Source organism: Proteus sp. LHD240705 (assembly GCF_047921555.1).
Taxonomy (GTDB): Bacteria; Pseudomonadota; Gammaproteobacteria; order Enterobacterales; family Enterobacteriaceae; genus Proteus.
This window is the reverse complement of sequence record NZ_JBLRMI010000001.1, coordinates 378,453-395,213: the sequence shown is the minus strand read 5'-3', so window position 1 is coordinate 395,213 and position 16,761 is coordinate 378,453. Positions and strand designations below refer to the sequence as shown.

The window sequence follows — 16,761 nt, the reverse complement described above, 5'->3', positions numbered from 1 at the left end:
GGTTTTTTTAATTAGGACGCTTTATTACTTGAATAGGTCAGCGGTAATAGTGACTGTACCACCATCACTTTGCCATTCATTTGTAATATGGTAATACTTGGCACCTTTTGCAGCTGCACGTTTAGCAACTTGATAAGAAATCTCTGGTGAGTTTACAAAGTATCCGCTAAATGTAATGGTATCAAATGGATCCATTAATGCAGCAGCTGCTTTGTTGACTTCTTGGATTTCAGTACCATCAGGTAATGTGACAGTGTAACGACCACTAGCACCCGAAGTTTGTGTATCAGCAAATGTTCCTACACTTCTATCAAAATCAGTGTTTGATGCAAGACCTGGTTTCTCAACTTTATTGGCAGCGGCTCCGCCTTCTGCAATAAGTGCGCGACCTGCATCTGAGTCATAAGGAACGACAGCCTCTGGTGCTTGAATTGCACGTTTAGGCGCATCTTTTTTGTAGATATAAGCTGTTACTTCTTGGTTACCACCATCATTTGTTGATACGTTACGTACAATAAAGAATGATGCAGCACCTTTTTTAGCAGCTGCTTTTGCAATTGCGTCGTTAATATCAGGGGTTGTAGGGTAGTAACCGCGGATAGAAACTGTATCAAATGGTTGTAGCAGAATTGCTTCAGGTTTTGGTAGTTCTTTCACGCCATGAAAGACGCGATAGCTTTCTTGATCTGCTTTGGGTGCATCTTTATGGTATAGATCAGCAGTAACACTCATGTTGCCGCTATCACTAATATCATCTAGGCCTTGAATATAGAAACTATCAGCACCGACTTTATCCGCACGACGAGATACCGCATCAGCGGCTTCATAAATAGCGTTAAAACGACCGATAACTGTAATTCTTTCAAATGGTTTTAGTTCTGCAGCTTGTTCGGGTGTTAATTCCTGAGCAGCCTGCGCAACAGTGATATTAGTTAAAGACAACATCGCTGCTGCGATGACTGAGGTTTTCAGCTTCATACAAAATCCTTCCGCCTTGCGCAATTAATATTGGTCATGTGCTGAACGTCGTGGTTTATCACATAGGGATTAATTATTACATGTAATAATAGCATTTGTCGCATTATTTTATTTAGCGAATCACCACAGAGTCAAATGACCAGTATATGTTACCAGATATTTACCTGAATATAGTGAATAATTCATAAATATGCCTTTTCGACTAAAATGATCTAATTAAGTTCAATTTTAGCTTTACACAGATATAGATTATTGGTTTTATTTTCAGTAGGTTATTAGAACTCCGATTAATGGCATGCATATTATTATTTTTAACATTTTTTTTGCATGAATGTGAAGTTAACGGAGAAGTTTTAACAGAACTCTATGGATAAGAAGGGAAAATTATGCGAATTGGTATACCCAAAGAGCGACTTTCTAATGAAACAAGGGTTGCAGCTACACCAGCTACAGTGACTCAACTCATAAAATTAGGATTTACAGTCGCAGTTGAAAATGGCGCAGGTATTGCCTCAAGCTTTGAAGATAAAGCTTATCAGGACGCCGGTGCCGAGATCCTCGCTCTTCAAAATGTTTGGGAATCAGACATTATTTTGAAGGTAAATGCACCTCTGGATAATGAAATTACGTTGCTACAAGATGGCGCGACACTGGTAAGTTTTATTTGGCCAGCTCAAAATGCGGCATTACTCGAAAAGTTAGCTGAAAAGAATATTAACGTGATGGCAATGGATAGTGTGCCACGTATTTCTCGTGCACAATCTCTTGATGCGTTAAGTTCAATGGCAAATATTGCAGGCTACCGTGCTGTTGTAGAAGCTGCCCATGAATTCGGAAGATTCTTTACTGGACAAATTACCGCCGCAGGTAAAGTACCACCAGCTAAAGTGATGGTTATTGGTGCTGGAGTTGCAGGTCTTGCTGCGATTGGTGCCGCAGGAAGTCTTGGTGCAATTGTTCGCGCATTTGATACTCGCCCTGAAGTTAAAGAGCAAGTTCAAAGCATGGGTGCTGAATTCCTTGAGCTTGATTTTAAAGAAGAAGCGGGCAGTGGTGATGGCTATGCTAAGGTAATGTCAAAAGCATTTATTGATGCTGAAATGGCATTATTTGCAGAACAAGCAAAAGATGTTGATATCATCATTACAACGGCATTAATTCCAGGAAAACCCGCTCCTCGTTTAATTACGAAAGAGATGGTCGATTCAATGAAGCCAGGAAGTGTTGTAGTCGACCTTGCGGCTCAAAATGGTGGCAACTGCGAATATACCGTGCCTAATGAAGTCTTTACGACAGAACATGGTGTAAAAATCATTGGTTACACTGATTTAGCTGCTCGTTTACCAGCACAGTCATCTCAACTTTATGGTACTAACTTAGTTAATCTATTGAAATTATTGTGTAAAGAAAAAGACGGTAATATCAATATTGATTTTGATGATGTTGTCATCCGTGGTGTGACTGTAATTCGTGCGGGTGAAGTAACATGGCCTGCGCCACCAATTCAAGTTTCAGCACAACCTAAAGTTACTCCTGCTGCAAAACCACAAGAAAAACCCGTTGCTAAACCGGTTTCACCTTGGAAGAAATACAGTTTATTAGCGATAGCCTTTTTATTGTTTGCATGGCTTGCAAATGTTGCACCGAAAGAGTTTTTATCTCACTTTACGGTATTCGCACTTTCTTGTGTTGTAGGTTATTACGTTGTTTGGAATGTAAGTCATTCATTGCACACGCCATTAATGTCAGTAACAAATGCAATTTCAGGCATTATTGTCGTTGGTGCTTTACTCCAAATTGGTAGTGGTGGCTGGGTTAGCCTATTTTCGTTTATCGCAATATTGATTGCGAGTATTAATATTTTTGGTGGATTTACTGTTACTCAACGTATGTTGAAAATGTTCCGTAAAGGATAAGGGAGACAATTATGTCCAGCGGAGTTGTTACAGCGGCATATATTGTCGCCGCAATATTATTTATTTTCAGCCTTGCCGGCTTATCAAAGCATGAAACCTCTAAACAAGGTAACTACTTTGGTATTGCAGGGATGGCAATTGCATTGTTCGCAACCATTTTCGGGCCTTATGCTGGCAATGTGAGTTGGATCATTATTGCAATGGTAATCGGTGCCGTTATTGGTATTCGTTTAGCTAAAAAAGTCGAAATGACTCAAATGCCAGAATTGGTCGCAATCTTGCACAGCTTTGTAGGTTTAGCGGCAGTTTTAGTGGGCTTTAACAGTTATCTTGACCACAATACAGCAATGGATCCTGTTATGGTGAATATCCACCTAACAGAAGTCTTTTTAGGGATCTTCATTGGTGCTGTTACATTTACGGGTTCGATTGTCGCTTATGGTAAATTAAGTGGGAAAATGTCATCTAAACCGATGATGTTACCTAATCGTCATAAATTAAATCTTGCAGCTTTAGTGGTTTCTTTTTTATTGATGGTTTGGTTTGTTAAAACTGACAGTGTTGGTTTACAAGTTTTCTTAATCATCATAATGACTGTGATTGCCTTGGCATTTGGTTGGCATTTAGTTGCGTCAATTGGTGGTGCGGATATGCCAGTTGTTGTTTCGATGCTGAACTCTTACTCAGGATGGGCAGCAGCAGCAGCAGGCTTTATGTTAAGCAATGACTTGTTAATTGTAACGGGTGCATTAGTGGGTTCTTCAGGTGCTATCCTTTCTTATATTATGTGTAAGGCGATGAATCGCTCTTTTATTAGCGTAATAGCGGGCGGATTTGGTACTGATGGCTCAGCCTCAACAGAAGAAGGTGAAATGGGTGAGTACCGCGAAACAACCGCGGAAGAAGTGGCTGATATGCTGAAAAATTCAACCTCAGTCATTATCACTCCAGGTTATGGATTAGCGGTTGCTCAAGCACAATACCCTGTTCATGATATTACTGAAAAATTACGCCAGCGTGGTGTGAAAGTGCGTTTTGGTATTCACCCAGTAGCAGGGCGTTTACCGGGTCACATGAATGTGTTGTTAGCAGAGGCTAAAGTGCCTTATGACGTTGTATTAGAAATGGATGAAATCAATGATGATTTCTCCGACACTGATACAGTCTTGGTTATTGGCGCTAACGATACAGTAAACCCAGCGGCACAAGATGATCCAAATAGCCCAATTGCAGGTATGCCAGTATTAGAAGTGTGGAAAGCGCAAAATGTTATTGTGTTTAAACGCTCAATGAATACAGGTTATGCAGGGGTTCAGAATCCACTATTCTTTAAAGAGAATACACAGATGTTGTTTGGCGATGCTAAAGCCAGTGTGGATGCAATTTTAAAAGCACTGTAATAGATACAGATAGCGAATAGCAAAAAGCCAGTCAAAATTTTGACTGGCTTTTTTATTTAGTATACAGAGCGTTTAATCGTGATCACTATCAACAGTAATAGGGCAGGTAAAACCATCAGGTTTGATAGCCAATAAATCACATTTGATATGATCAATCAGTTGCTCCGCAGTATTTCCTAAGAATGCGGCTGAAAGCCCCGTCCTTCCTAAAATACCCAAAACAACAATGCCAGCATTTAACTCTTCACAAACTTGAGGGATCACTTGTTCTGGCAATCCTTCTTTAACATGTGTTTTCTCTTCGGGAATGCTGAATTTCTGGCGAAGTTCCTTCATCGCAATAAGGTGTTGACCACGTAGTGCATTGTTATAAAGATTAGGATCAAAATCAGGTAGCTCAATCGCAATATTAATCGGCGCAACGGGATAAGCGCTAAGTAAATGAACATCAGGATCTTTTTGTATGCGATGAGATAAGTCGGTTGTTAGCTCAATCAGTTTCAGATTAAGGGCATCATGATAAGATTCTTCATTCGATAAATTTGCGGCGACAACGATAGTACCGTATTCAGGCCACTCTTTATCTTTGACCATCCAAACAGGGCAAGGACATTTTCTAAGCAATTGCCAATCCAGAGGCGTAAAAATGAGTGAACCTAATTTATCATGTTGGTGAGCCATTTTTATGAGTAAGTCATGTTGATGTGCAACAACTTCTTCAATAATGGCTTCATAGGGGCGATTATGCCAAATGACTTTTATATCAATCTCTATGCCCGCTTCAAGGTAATAGCGTGCTTGCTGTTTGATCCAAGCTGCCTTTTGGCTGATAACACCTTTACGCATTGCATTACGTTCATCGGGAGATAAAAGGGTTGTCATGTCATAAGAGAGATCATAAACAGGTAGAAAAGCTTTTATCCGCCCACCATTACGCTGAACGATATAGACAGCACGGCGAAGTGCTGGTTGGTCATCTTGGTTAGGATCAATGACAACGAGAAGGTTTTGATATTTTTCCATTGTAATATCCTCTTTAGGGCTGGATTTATCCATCTACAATTTAAAGATAACCCAAGAAGATAAAATGCAATAGTACAAAATAGAAAACGGGGCACAAATTTGTGTGCCCCGTTATAAAATTAGCGTGTGAAATGTAACAGATTAAACTTCAACTGATGAAGGAAGTTTGCCTGCAAGTTCACTTAACAGTGTACTATCTTCGATAGTAATGTATTTGCCTTTAACGCTTAACATGCCACTTTTCTGGAAGCGACCCAGTAAGCGACTAATTGTTTCGACAGTTAAACCTAAGTAATTACCGATATCACCACGAGTCATGGTTAAACGGAATTCGCGAGGAGAAAAACCACGCTGTGCGAAACGGCGTGAGAGGTTATAAATAAAAGCAGCCAGACGTTCTTCTGCATTCTTTTTCGATAGCAGTAAGATCATTTCTTGGTCACCTTTGATTTCACCACTCATTAGGCGCATCATTTGTTGACGTAAGTTAGGCATTTTGCCTGACAGGTCATCCAAAGTTTCGAATGGAATTTCACAGACCATAGATGTTTCTAAAGCTTGTGCGAAACTTGGATGTTCAGTATTAATAATGGCGTCAAAGCCAACCAAATCACCAGCAAGATGAAATCCTGTTATTTGCTCGTCGCCTTCTTCCGTGATGGTATAACTTTTAATTGTACCGGAACGTATGGCATAAAGTGATTTCAGCTCATCACCTGCTTTAAACAAGGTTTGACCTTTCTGGATGGGCTTTTTACGCTCGATAATATTATCGAGTTGATCAAGCTCATGCTCGTTTAAAGTAAACGGGATGCAGAGCTGGCTAATACTGCAATCCTGACAATGGATTGCACAACCGCCAGATTGGATTCGGCGAACGACGCGTTTTTCTGGGATCATAAGCTTGCTCATTACAAATAAAAATATTGATATGCGTCAATTTTAACACATATTGCAGTAATTAGTAAGGGGAATAACGGTACGTGTGGAAATAATTCTGAATGTAACAAAACATGTATCTTGATAAAAACAATGTTTTGCTTAAAGGTCTATTTAGAACAATTTGCGCTAACCCTATACTCAATTGGTATATTATTCGATTTTCTAACGAAGTCATAGTGCTATTACTAAATTATCCTTGTCAAAAGCCAAAAATGAAGAGGCGCTTCAATATTTTTTACCTTTATATTGACATTTTATTTACGGCTCTACCTTAAATTCGTATTTTTTATGCATAACTCTTTATTTTTATAACAAAAGATTAGGTAAAGTTAACTAGATGTATTTTTGATACAACTTAATGCTACCTTGAAGCAGTCATTTCAACAAATGATGCAATAACGTTCCCTCACACGCCTATCATTGCGTATAATGAAACATTCGGATTAAGAATATCTGCATAGCTTATGTCAGTTCTTGATATTTTAATGATGGGATACAGTGTATGGAAATATCGTAATGCTGTATTTACTTCAGGATTGCGTATGGTGTTAGCAAGTAGCGCAATAATACTGATTGCAGAAATTCTTAATCGTTTTGCATTTTTTATTGTTAAGTAGTGGAGTAGTGATGTATGAGGCGTTTTATTAAGGTAGATCTTCCTCCTGAACCGATTATTAATGATAAATGTGTTAGAAAACGCCTCAAACAAAGCCTATGTGATAGTTGTTCCAAAGTTTGCCCTGTGGGCGCTATCACTTTTGCTCACTTAGATGTAAAAATAGACAATGAACTCTGTTTTCAATGTGGTAATTGTCTATTTACCTGTCCCGTTGACGCGATAGAAAATATCGCGCCTCACGAAAGAACACACCAAGATAATTACCTTGTTGTTAATCATGATGAACCGTTAGCAAGTACAGAAGAATTATTAGTGTGGCATCGCCAATATCAAATTAGAGGAATGAAGATAGCACAGCCTTTAGTGGATAAATGGCTTCCTGTTTTAGCAAACCTAAATCTTCAACTAAAAACATTACAAGAGCCTATTTGGCAATTAATTATCACAGAGCCTACTGATATTGATAGCGGACGTCGTTTTATGCTTTTTCGTCAAAAATTAGATGAAAAACCGCTCAATAAAAATCAAGTAAGAACAGGATTAAATGCAAGAAAACAACTTTATCCTGAAGATAGTTGGTTCCAAATTCAGTTAGACAAAGACAGCTGTATTCTTTGCTCTGCCTGCGCCAAAGTGTGTGATGAAGGTGCGATTAAACTTGAAAACAATATATTCATGCTTGATGAAAAGCGTTGTACGGGTTGCATGAATTGTGAAGTGGTTTGTTTTCCTAAATCTATCCATGTTAATGAACAAGTTGCTAAAAATAACGAACCAACACATTACCATTATTATAATGCCCACTGTGAAAAATGTCGTTTAGCCTTCTTATCTTGGACTCCAGATGTAAAATTGTGCCCGATTTGCATACAACATCAGAAGCAAGGTTGGTTATAATCTCTCTCAAATAGACTTAAGTTATTTATTGCTTAATAAGCTCACATCCTTATTAAAGTGAGAGATAACATGTTAATTTTATTTATTATTAAGTTTTGAGAGTGGCAAAATAAAATGGGAGCATATGATGAAAACAACTGTTTTACCTGCGGATATGTTAGAAATTGCCATTATAGAGCCTGGTGGTATAGATAAATTACAACCCCAACTATCACCGATACCGCCACTTCCTCCACATTATCTTTTGATCAAAGTTGCAGCTTCTGGTGTGAATCGCCCTGATATTTTTCAACGTCAAGGCAGTTATCCGCCACCAGCAGATGCTTCACCTATTCCAGGTCTTGAAGTTGCTGGAGAGGTTGTTGCATTAGGGGAAAGTTGCACTAAATGGCAGTTGGGCGATAGAGTCTGTGCTTTAGTTGCTGGTGGTGGTTACGCTCAATATTGTATTGCGCATGAAGATATCGCATTACCGTCAATGAATTTAACGGACATTGAAGCAGCAGCATTGCCTGAGAATTTCTTTACTGTCTGGGCTAATTTATTTCAGTTAGGAAAACTAAAACAAGGTGAATCTGTTCTTATTCATGGTGGAACATCGGGAATAGGATCAACTGCCATCATGCTTGCTCACACAATAGGTGCGACAGTTTATACAACAGTTGGCTCTGAAGAAAAAGCTGCCACAGCCCGCGCACTCGGCGCTGATTATGTCATCAATTACAAACAGGCCGATTTTGCTAAAGAAATTCCTATTTTAACTGAAGGGAAAGGCGTTGATGTTATTCTCGATATTATTGGTGGGGATTACGTAGAAAAAAATTATCAAGTTGCCAGCAAGTTTGGGCGCGTTATACAAGTGGGCATGATGAAAGGAATGCCTAAAAATTTAAATATGATGCCAATGATGATTAAGCGTTTAATTCATACTGGTTCAACGATGCGATCTCGCTCAATAGAAGAGAAAGCACAAATAGCGCAAGAATTAAAACAGCAAGTGTGGCCACTTATTGCTGAAGGAAAAATTAAACCAATCATTAATGCTATTTTTCCATTAAAAGAAGTGGGTAAAGCACATGAGTTAATGGAGTCTGGTGATTTAATTGGTAAGGTAATGCTTGAAATCTTATCTTATAACGGAAAAGAGTAAAAATAAGAGTGCTTAAAACGTATTTGATATAAGAGTAAGCACTTCTGTTACTTTCTAAAAAGCGAATATTCCGAAAAACACATGTTAAATATTTCATGTGTTTTTTTATGTATTGAAGAAAAAATGAATAACATTTAAATAAATAAATTCTTATTTTAGATAAGTAATTTAATATCTATTCTTTTTAATAGATATTAAGCAATAGAAATATTCATTAATTCTGATTAAGGTAGATTTAAATATTGACCTTATCAAAAATAATATCACATTTACAGAAATATAACTTAAATCAAAATTAATAGTGAATTTAGTAAACTAACAAATAAAGCTAAATCATTTATCATTAAAGTATCTTTTGCTTAAATCAAACTAGAAAAATGTTAACTGATATCAATAAAATAAAGAAGATTCTTACTCATCATGTAGTATATCATTTGAATAAAGATTAATTATTGACGATTAATAAACACAAATTTCATTAAAACAGATAATAAAAATTTATATATAGGTGCGATGATGGCAAATTACAAACAAACCTGTCTGAGTGCTACAGAGCGTGTATACCATACCCGAACCATTGATATTCTTACATGTTATCATCGAGAGATGGCAAAAATACTAATGAATAGTGAGTATTCTTTTCCTAAAGCAAATAAAATGAAAAGAAATAATAGCGAGAGTTTAGACGCTAAAATAAAAAGTAACACTATTGAAAAAAAAGCAGTAGATAATGCTTATGAACGTATTTTAGAAACTTTAAAACAACAAAATAATTATAATCAATCTGATATTGAACCTTATTTTTCCCATCATCATTCACAAGTGATGCAATTGGCGAAATTTGGTTATCTTTCTGCATTAGCATGCAACTCAGATAATGTTTTTAATAATCATTCCCCCTTACTAAAAGAACAAGAAAAGAAAATTACAGATGATCTCTGTAAATTAATCGGTTTCTCATCAGAAGATGCATTTGGTCATATCACAACAAGCCATACTCTTGCTTGCTATGAAATATTATGGGCACTTAGAAATTTAAAAACATTACCAATGGCAATTGCTCGTCATCCAAAATCACGGGATTTGGTTGCAGATAAAAAAGCCTTTGAGTTATTCAATATGTCTGTCACAGATATTTTAGCAATAAGCGAACAACTCAATGAGCGTGGGATTTTTGATGATGTTAGTCATTTAACATGCCGAGGAACAGGCATGACAAAAACAATGCATTTAGGAAAACTGCTTGTTCCTGTTTCCCGTTTTGAATTTTGGAAAAAAGCAATGGATATCCTTGGGTTGGGATATGACAATCTTATTGCATTGCCTATTGATGAAACATTTAAAACCGATATTGAAAAAACACGCAGTATTGTTTTTCGCCTGATTGAACAAGGCGAGCCTATTCTTGGCGTTATAGGAATATTAGGCACACCGTCTTATGGTTGTGTTGATAAGTTAAAACCACTTTTTGAACTAAGAAAAGAGTGTGAGGAAAAATACAACAATTCATTTTATATCCATATTGATGCATCGCAATTTGGTTATATGAAAAGCTTATTTCTTGATGACAATTATGATCTTATTCCTTATCAGATTTTATGTAAGAAATTAAAGAAAGAAGCACCACTACTGCAATTGACATCTGAAATATATGAAAGCATCACACAACTTTCTTTCGCTGATTCAGTCTCTTTTGAACCATTTCAAGCTGGATTTTCACCATATCCAACTGGTGTAGTATGTATTAAAGATGCGCGTCTTAGTCGTTTTTTAACAAGTCCCCCTAGATTATGTCCAGATCAAGCAGATAACGTTCCTGAAATTGATGGTATTCAATCCGCACCGGCAGTGGCGTCGATGTGGAGTGTGCATCAACTCTATCCTTTTACTTCATCTGGATATGGAAAATATGCACAAATTCAATGGGAAACGCGTGTCAAACTTGAGCAGTTTTTTAATCAAGCCGCAGCTTTCGAAAAAGAAGGTGATCACTATTATATTCGTATTTTATCTGTATCTGACTTTAATAAACTAAATTTTGCGATTGTAAAGAAAGGAAATAAGGACTTAGAAACGCAAAATGATCTGAATAAAACAATCTATGAAAACTTGGTTATAAAAAGTCATCATAAACAAGATTTAAGTTTATTAACGTTTTGTGCTCGTAATAGCGATGATGCACCAGCGCAGTTTTGTTCTGAGTGCGGTTTTGATAACAATGAGTGGGAAACTATCAAATACTTAAATTTGTTGCAGCTTACTATAAAAAGTACTGAAATTTGTGATGATCAACAAATTGAAGCTGGATATCAATATATTAAGAAAGTAGTTTTATCCGCATTAGACCAGTAGCAATATCTCTTTTTTATATTTCCTACAATTAAAATAAATTTTGTTAAAAAGCGAAGTAGTGGGTTGTTACTCATTATCTTCGCTTTTTTTAAATGAATTAAAGGTGACAGTGTCACTCTTTGTGTTGTAAATATGTTCTTTTTTGTGTGCATCTAAAGCTAAAGGTGTCTGCTTTTTATTCATTATTGTTAATTATCTTCTTTTATTTTTATTGATAGCACGTAAAAGCAAGCCAGAGAATGATAATCATTCATAATTAAGGCTACGTTTGAAAGATATAATCATAGATAAATCATATTGTTAATAAGAAAGAGAATTTAGATGTGTATTTAGATATATCTAAAACTTGATCATTTAGATATATCGGATTATATTACACCCCATGAATTCGATATATCTAAAACAATGAGGGAATATTTATGATGATTCGAGCATTAAACTCACTTTATCAACAACGTGCTGAAAATGGCGGACATGGTCACGGAAAAGGGCGTTGTGGTGGTAAAGGCAAACATAGCCAGCACCAAGAAAATCATGGTGAGCATTGCTGTCATGGTGAACACAGTCATGGACACGAAGGTCGTGGCGAATGCTGTCACGGTGAACACGGTCATGGACACGAAGGTCGTGGCGAATGCTGTCATGGTGAACACGGTCATGGACACGAAGGTCGTGGCGAATGCCGTCATGGTGAACACGGTCATGGACATGAAGGTCGTGGTGAGTGTTGTCATGGTGAGCATGGTTCTGAAGGGCATGGAAAACAACGTGGTCGTGGATGCGGTGGCAGAGGTAAAGGCCAAGGTCGCCAGTTAAAACGTATGTTTGATCATGGTGATTTACGCGTTCTGCTACTTAGCATGATCTCGAAAAAACCAAGCCATGGTTATGAAATTATTAGAGAAATAGATGAGGCATCTTCAGGATTATATGTACCTAGCCCAGGTGTTATTTATCCAACGCTAACACTACTTGAAGAGCAAGATCTATTAGTTGCGACGATTGCTGAAAAAGGCCGTAAAAACTACAGCATTACACCTGAAGGCACTGCATTTTTAGCAGAACATCAGGATATAGATGCCAATATTCAAAAGAAACTGGCTTATGCGAGAGATTTATCTCAAAACGCAGGTGGTGTTTCTGAGGAAATTGAATCTGCTGTTGGTAAATTAAAAGCAGTTTTACGCCATAAATTAGTATTAAAAGAGCTCTCTGTGGAAAGAGCAGGACGTATTGCTTCTATTCTTAATGAAGCAGTTGAGAAAATTGAAGCTATCAATGAGGCATTGATCTCAGAGGAAAGGGAAGATGAATAAAACAGATACTCAGCTACAAAATTCAAGAAGAAATAATGAAATAGACAAAGATGATTTGGAAAATAATCCAGCAGTAAAAGAACAAATTTGCCCTAAAATGCCAGTTTCTTATTTTCGTAGAGCGTTACGTAAACCTGGCAGAATATGATAATGATGGACGGAGGTTATAATGATATGACCTCTGTTATTTTCCCTTCAATCAAGCTATTCCTACCCACTTGTTATCATTATAAATGGTTTCTAAATATCAAAGCCGTCTAATTCCTGATAAAACTCTCTTTATCTTCTATCGCTATCTAAGTTAATCCTTAACTTCATTTATTTGTAAATCATCATTTTTTGATGAGGATTACATCGTTTTTCTTAGGTTATTGTACTAACCTCAAAAAAATCACAAATGATTGTGGAAATGTTCCACATTAACTATTATTTTATTTAGCTAGTGAACCCATTATAAAATTTGAAAACTTGAACCAGAGATATGCTTGAAATAATAAATTAAATACTGAATCAAAATAATAAGCGTTTGTAAGTACTTAAACGAGAATAAGTACCTTAGTTCAAACGTAGCCTTACTTATGATGTAGGACGCTAGTCAGCATAAATAATGGCAAAGTGATGAGGTATCGGTTTATTTATTGTTAAGAATAGAAATAATGATGCGAATAACTGATTGATATTTATAAAAATATCATCGAATAAAAATAACAATACGCTCACCAGATAGAACAATCAATCAACTAAATTGATTGTTATGTATTTGCCGTACCTGTTAAACCAACATTTGCTAATTTAGGAATATTCGAATGAAAGTAAAAGCATTATCTGTTGTGATAAGTTTAATACTCGCTACGCCATTATGTGCAAATGCACAAACTGATATAAGTGCTATTGAAGCAAGATTAAATGCACTTGAACAACGTGCAACTGCTGCTGAAGCTAGAGCCGCTGCTGCAGAACAAAAAGCGGCTCGCCTTGAGCAATTAATTAATTCCAACAGCCTATCTAAAACGGATCATGTTACAACCGTCGGCATGGAGCAACGCGTTGCTATATTAGAAAAGCAATCTGATGAGGCTCAAGCAAAAGTAAACATTGCACAAACTCAGCTTAATGAAATCCAACAAAAACAATCGGCTCAGCTTGCTAGTACGAAAAATAAAGAAGGTACGGGCTTTTTCTCTACCAATACAAATTGGGGTGATCTCAAATTGTATGGTGACGTTGAATATAATATCGATGCGGCGAGTAAAAAAGGGCAACTAACCTCGATGAGAATGATGCCCGGTAATCAAAAAGACTTTGATGATAATGAAAAATGGTCACTTAACGGGCGCATTTTAATTGGTGTGGATGGTGAACGAGAATTAAAAAACGGCAATTATGCTGGTTTTCGTGCTCAGCCTATGGCTGACATGACAGGTAAAATGAATCTAGATGATGCTGTTTTCTACTTTGGTCAACGCGATAAATGGCAATATAAAATTGGTCGTTATGAAGCTTACGACATGTTCCCTCTAAACCAAGATACATTTGTTGAGTATTCAGGTAATACAGCAAATGATTTATATGGTGATGGTTTTGGCTATATCTATATGATGAAAGAAGGGCGAGGTCGTAGTAGTGACGGTGGTAGTATGATGGTTAATACACACTATAACGACTGGTATTTTGAGCTAAATGCTTTAGTTGAAGATGGAACTTCTGTTTTTAAAGACAATGAATATCATGGACGTAAACTTGATAATCGCAAAAATGTTATTTATATGCGTCCTGTTGTTGCATGGCAGAAAGATAATTTAACTATTGCAGGAGCAATAGATGCAAATGTGATAAACAAAGCCTATGGCTATGATGATGAAAATGGAAAATTCCAAGATCAATCGCGACGTACAGGTTATGGCTTAACTGTAAAATGGGACACTTTAGCTGATGATCCTATTAACGGTATTGTTGCAAATTTAAGTGCTGCTTATCTCGACGCTAAAGATGAAAATGATTTTTCTATTGGTAGTAATGTGTTGTGGCGTAAATTTCAACTTGGTTATATTTATGCTCATAATGATATTAAAACTTACTATCACAAAAACGGGAATAGCAGTGGTCAAAATGACACCTATTTAACACTCAATCCTGGTAAGTACAATATCAACACTGTATTTGCTTCTTATGAACTGCCTAATATTTTAGATATGGATAATTTTAAAACCTATTTAGGTGCTTATTATTCACGTATAGATGGTAAAGACGACATTAATGTAAATAGCAGTGATAAAGATCGTTACGGTGCCCGTATTCGCTTTAAGTATCTATTTTAACTTTATTCTTAGTACTTCTTGTTAGAGATTGATTTTATATAAAGACTTCAAGATACAGCGTATTGTTGGCTAATTGAGGTCTTTATATTTTTATATAGTTTGCTCAGTGTTGGGATATAAAACATCAGATACCCGATAAGAAAAAAGCCTTAACTAACTTTTCAGCTGACCACTCTTTAATGTCTGAAACTTGCCCATCACCAATTTCAACTAAACGTAATTCTCCTACTGCATTTTTGACTACATCAATGGAATAGAAGGGTGTGTTTACATGCTGCGCTACTTTTTTTACAAACTCAGGAATTTCATCATCCGCAGAGAATATTTTCTTATTTAAAACAAAATATCTGCGCTCACTATCATTAATAAATTCCTCAACATAGCGAAGACTTACACCACCTTCAATGTTTCCCCTAAACTGTGCAATAAGTTTTAGTATTTCTCTAATTTCATCTGCATTTTTAGCGATGGAACCTCTCGTGGTTGTTAAAGATTTTACATAGTCTTTTACAAAGTAAGCTGGCCATTGAAGTTGGTTAGTTAAGCTTTCAAAGTCAGTATCCATAGTTGTGATAACTGTTCTTGGTGTGAACTCTTTACAATTTTCATACCAACCCGTTATATGATGGTTACGGATATAATCTTCAGAAGTTTCAAGCATTTGACCACCATGAGTATTCACAGCATGGTATAGCTGTTGATATTCGTCTTTATTTAGCATCCATCCACGCCAAATAACAGGAGAGTCTGATTTAAAAGGATGTGAAAACTTATATTTGCCCAATGCCATATCTTCTGATGAGAGTAACAAACAATGAATATTTAGCATTTGAGCGCAACGATATTCTTGTTCAAAGGCCTCATCAGGTTTTCCTGTTTTTGAATAGTCATCAGGGTAAATTATTTGCATAAGTAATTCCTTTTAATTAAATAGGTTTGATGAAGAAATATCCTAACGTTTTATTTAACTACTTGAACCTTTTTTCTCTTAATTACATGTTCTCTTTTCTAAGTTGTGAGATCTCTCGATTTTTTGATCTTTTTCGACTAGGTATCTGATTTTACTCGTGCCATTGTTTTATTTCCTGCCATAATCGGTTTAATGTTTACAGACGCTGACTAGCGTATTAAGTGCAGATGATATTTATCAGGAAACAATTCAATGCCTTTCTATATACAACGCAGTAATTCAAATAACGACAAGACCTATAAGAAAAATAGAACAAAACCACTATTAATAGGCTTAACCTTAATTCCTTCATTTGTGTTTGCTAATGATCTTTCTCAATTACCGCAAAAAGAACGTGTCGCTTACTTTACGCAAGCTCAGCAAGCGGGGATCACTGGTGTTGCAATTAAAACAAAGCCTGTCCTAGCAAGACCAGCCAAAGAAGGTGAGATCATTACAACGATAATTAAAGGTGAAGGGATTGAAACAGTTTCAGAACCTGCAAAAGCAGGAGATTGGGTAGTACAAAATATTTGCCCAGAAACAGGTAATGAGGAAATCCTGGTAAGGAAAAACAAATTTATTCAGCGTTATAGCGAAACAGATAAAAATAAGATCAAAATCAATATAACGTCTTATCCCGATAATTATCAGCCTTTTATCCCTAAAGGTATCGAAATGAATTATTTTATTGTGCCTGAATCTACACCCGCGTTTGCAATGAAAGCTCCTTGGGGAGAATTACAACGTTTTCAATCGGGCGATGCCGTTGTGCAATCCACAACAGATAGCCAAGATGTTTATCGTATTCAAAAGGCAGCATTTGAATGTACTTATACTATTCTTAAACCTGCCAAATTAGCGCAATAATATTGAATCTATCTATGCTGGATTGAATATT

The 16,761-nt window shown here is 36.5% G+C and carries 14 protein-coding genes; 10 read left to right on the top strand and 4 right to left on the bottom strand.

All coding sequences use genetic code 11. The features are described 5' to 3' along the window. Window positions 1–24: 24 nt before the first annotated feature. Complete coding sequence (gene ydgH / locus ACNART_RS01860) at window positions 25–978, bottom strand: DUF1471 family protein YdgH (RefSeq protein ID WP_100158325.1); 954 nt, start codon at window positions 976–978, stop codon at window positions 25–27. A gap of 386 nt (window positions 979–1,364) precedes the next feature. On the opposite strand from ydgH, the gene pntA reads away from it, so the two are divergent. Together pntA and pntB are read left to right on the top strand one after the other, a co-directional pair. Next, window positions 1,365–2,894, top strand: a complete 1,530-nt coding sequence (gene pntA / locus ACNART_RS01855; protein WP_198620017.1) for a Re/Si-specific NAD(P)(+) transhydrogenase subunit alpha — start codon at window positions 1,365–1,367, stop codon at window positions 2,892–2,894. 11 nt (window positions 2,895–2,905) lie between these two features. Beyond that, window positions 2,906–4,294: a Re/Si-specific NAD(P)(+) transhydrogenase subunit beta gene (gene pntB, locus ACNART_RS01850; protein WP_198620018.1), complete on the top strand. Its 1,389-nt coding sequence runs from the start codon at window positions 2,906–2,908 to the stop codon at window positions 4,292–4,294. 72 nt (window positions 4,295–4,366) lie between these two features. On the opposite strand, the gene uspE is transcribed toward pntB, so the two are convergent. After that, window positions 4,367–5,317 (bottom strand): universal stress protein UspE, encoded by a 951-nt coding sequence (gene uspE / locus ACNART_RS01845; RefSeq protein ID WP_109372272.1) that lies wholly within the window; start codon window positions 5,315–5,317, stop codon window positions 4,367–4,369. Between the two features lie 141 nt (window positions 5,318–5,458). Next, window positions 5,459–6,217, bottom strand: coding sequence for an FNR family transcription factor (locus ACNART_RS01840; protein WP_036912995.1), 759 nt, complete (start codon window positions 6,215–6,217; stop codon window positions 5,459–5,461). 506 nt (window positions 6,218–6,723) lie between these two features. Between ACNART_RS01840 and ACNART_RS01835 the strand changes: the two genes are divergently transcribed. The 7 genes from ACNART_RS01835 (at window position 6,724) to ACNART_RS01805 (ending at window position 14,911) form a co-directional block, all read left to right on the top strand. Continuing rightward, window positions 6,724–6,876, top strand: coding sequence for a hypothetical protein (locus ACNART_RS01835; protein WP_198625658.1), 153 nt, complete (start codon window positions 6,724–6,726; stop codon window positions 6,874–6,876). Between the two features lie 14 nt (window positions 6,877–6,890). Beyond that, window positions 6,891–7,775, top strand: coding sequence for a 4Fe-4S binding protein (locus ACNART_RS01830; protein ID WP_368926669.1), 885 nt, complete (start codon window positions 6,891–6,893; stop codon window positions 7,773–7,775). Between the two features lie 124 nt (window positions 7,776–7,899). After that, window positions 7,900–8,925 (top strand): NAD(P)H-quinone oxidoreductase, encoded by a 1,026-nt coding sequence (locus ACNART_RS01825; RefSeq protein WP_198620021.1) that lies wholly within the window; start codon window positions 7,900–7,902, stop codon window positions 8,923–8,925. 516 nt (window positions 8,926–9,441) lie between these two features. Continuing rightward, the gene (locus tag ACNART_RS01820; protein WP_368926670.1) at window positions 9,442–11,277 is read left to right on the top strand and encodes a tyrosine decarboxylase; all 1,836 of its coding nucleotides are present in this window, start codon (window positions 9,442–9,444) and stop codon (window positions 11,275–11,277) included. Between the two features lie 419 nt (window positions 11,278–11,696). Further along, a complete protein-coding gene (locus ACNART_RS01815; RefSeq protein WP_368926672.1) occupies window positions 11,697–12,593 on the top strand; it encodes a PadR family transcriptional regulator in 897 nt (298 codons plus the stop codon). Continuing rightward, window positions 12,586–12,741: a hypothetical protein gene (locus tag ACNART_RS01810; protein WP_164996164.1), complete on the top strand. Its 156-nt coding sequence runs from the start codon at window positions 12,586–12,588 to the stop codon at window positions 12,739–12,741. Before ACNART_RS01815 ends, ACNART_RS01810 begins: the two co-directional genes overlap by 8 nt. 658 nt (window positions 12,742–13,399) lie before the next feature. After that, window positions 13,400–14,911: a carbohydrate porin gene (locus ACNART_RS01805; protein WP_198632154.1), complete on the top strand. Its 1,512-nt coding sequence runs from the start codon at window positions 13,400–13,402 to the stop codon at window positions 14,909–14,911. 124 nt (window positions 14,912–15,035) lie between these two features. Here the strand turns inward: ACNART_RS01805 and ACNART_RS01800 are convergent, their stop codons facing one another. Further along, window positions 15,036–15,821, bottom strand: coding sequence for an ATP-grasp domain-containing protein (locus ACNART_RS01800; protein ID WP_198630515.1), 786 nt, complete (start codon window positions 15,819–15,821; stop codon window positions 15,036–15,038). Between the two features lie 252 nt (window positions 15,822–16,073). Between ACNART_RS01800 and ACNART_RS01795 the strand changes: the two genes are divergently transcribed. Beyond that, complete coding sequence (locus tag ACNART_RS01795; RefSeq protein ID WP_232797453.1) at window positions 16,074–16,730, top strand: hypothetical protein; 657 nt, start codon at window positions 16,074–16,076, stop codon at window positions 16,728–16,730. Window positions 16,731–16,761: the final 31 nt, after the last annotated feature.

What these genes read in the sequence shown, in the direction of transcription:
- ACNART_RS01810 (WP_164996164.1), top strand. Translation starts at nt 12,586, where the DNA reads ATGAATAAAACAGATACTCAGCTACAAAATTCAAGAAGAAATAATGAA.
- ydgH (WP_100158325.1), bottom strand. Translation starts at nt 978, where the DNA reads ATGAAGCTGAAAACCTCAGTCATCGCAGCAGCGATGTTGTCTTTAACT.
- ACNART_RS01840 (WP_036912995.1), bottom strand. Translation starts at nt 6,217, where the DNA reads ATGATCCCAGAAAAACGCGTCGTTCGCCGAATCCAATCTGGCGGTTGT.
- ACNART_RS01820 (WP_368926670.1), top strand. Translation starts at nt 9,442, where the DNA reads ATGGCAAATTACAAACAAACCTGTCTGAGTGCTACAGAGCGTGTATAC.
- pntA (WP_198620017.1), top strand. Translation starts at nt 1,365, where the DNA reads ATGCGAATTGGTATACCCAAAGAGCGACTTTCTAATGAAACAAGGGTT.
- ACNART_RS01835 (WP_198625658.1), top strand. Translation starts at nt 6,724, where the DNA reads ATGTCAGTTCTTGATATTTTAATGATGGGATACAGTGTATGGAAATAT.
- pntB (WP_198620018.1), top strand. Translation starts at nt 2,906, where the DNA reads ATGTCCAGCGGAGTTGTTACAGCGGCATATATTGTCGCCGCAATATTA.
- ACNART_RS01795 (WP_232797453.1), top strand. Translation starts at nt 16,074, where the DNA reads ATGCCTTTCTATATACAACGCAGTAATTCAAATAACGACAAGACCTAT.
- ACNART_RS01805 (WP_198632154.1), top strand. Translation starts at nt 13,400, where the DNA reads ATGAAAGTAAAAGCATTATCTGTTGTGATAAGTTTAATACTCGCTACG.
- ACNART_RS01830 (WP_368926669.1), top strand. Translation starts at nt 6,891, where the DNA reads ATGAGGCGTTTTATTAAGGTAGATCTTCCTCCTGAACCGATTATTAAT.
- ACNART_RS01800 (WP_198630515.1), bottom strand. Translation starts at nt 15,821, where the DNA reads ATGCAAATAATTTACCCTGATGACTATTCAAAAACAGGAAAACCTGAT.
- uspE (WP_109372272.1), bottom strand. Translation starts at nt 5,317, where the DNA reads ATGGAAAAATATCAAAACCTTCTCGTTGTCATTGATCCTAACCAAGAT.
- ACNART_RS01825 (WP_198620021.1), top strand. Translation starts at nt 7,900, where the DNA reads ATGATGAAAACAACTGTTTTACCTGCGGATATGTTAGAAATTGCCATT.
- ACNART_RS01815 (WP_368926672.1), top strand. Translation starts at nt 11,697, where the DNA reads ATGATGATTCGAGCATTAAACTCACTTTATCAACAACGTGCTGAAAAT.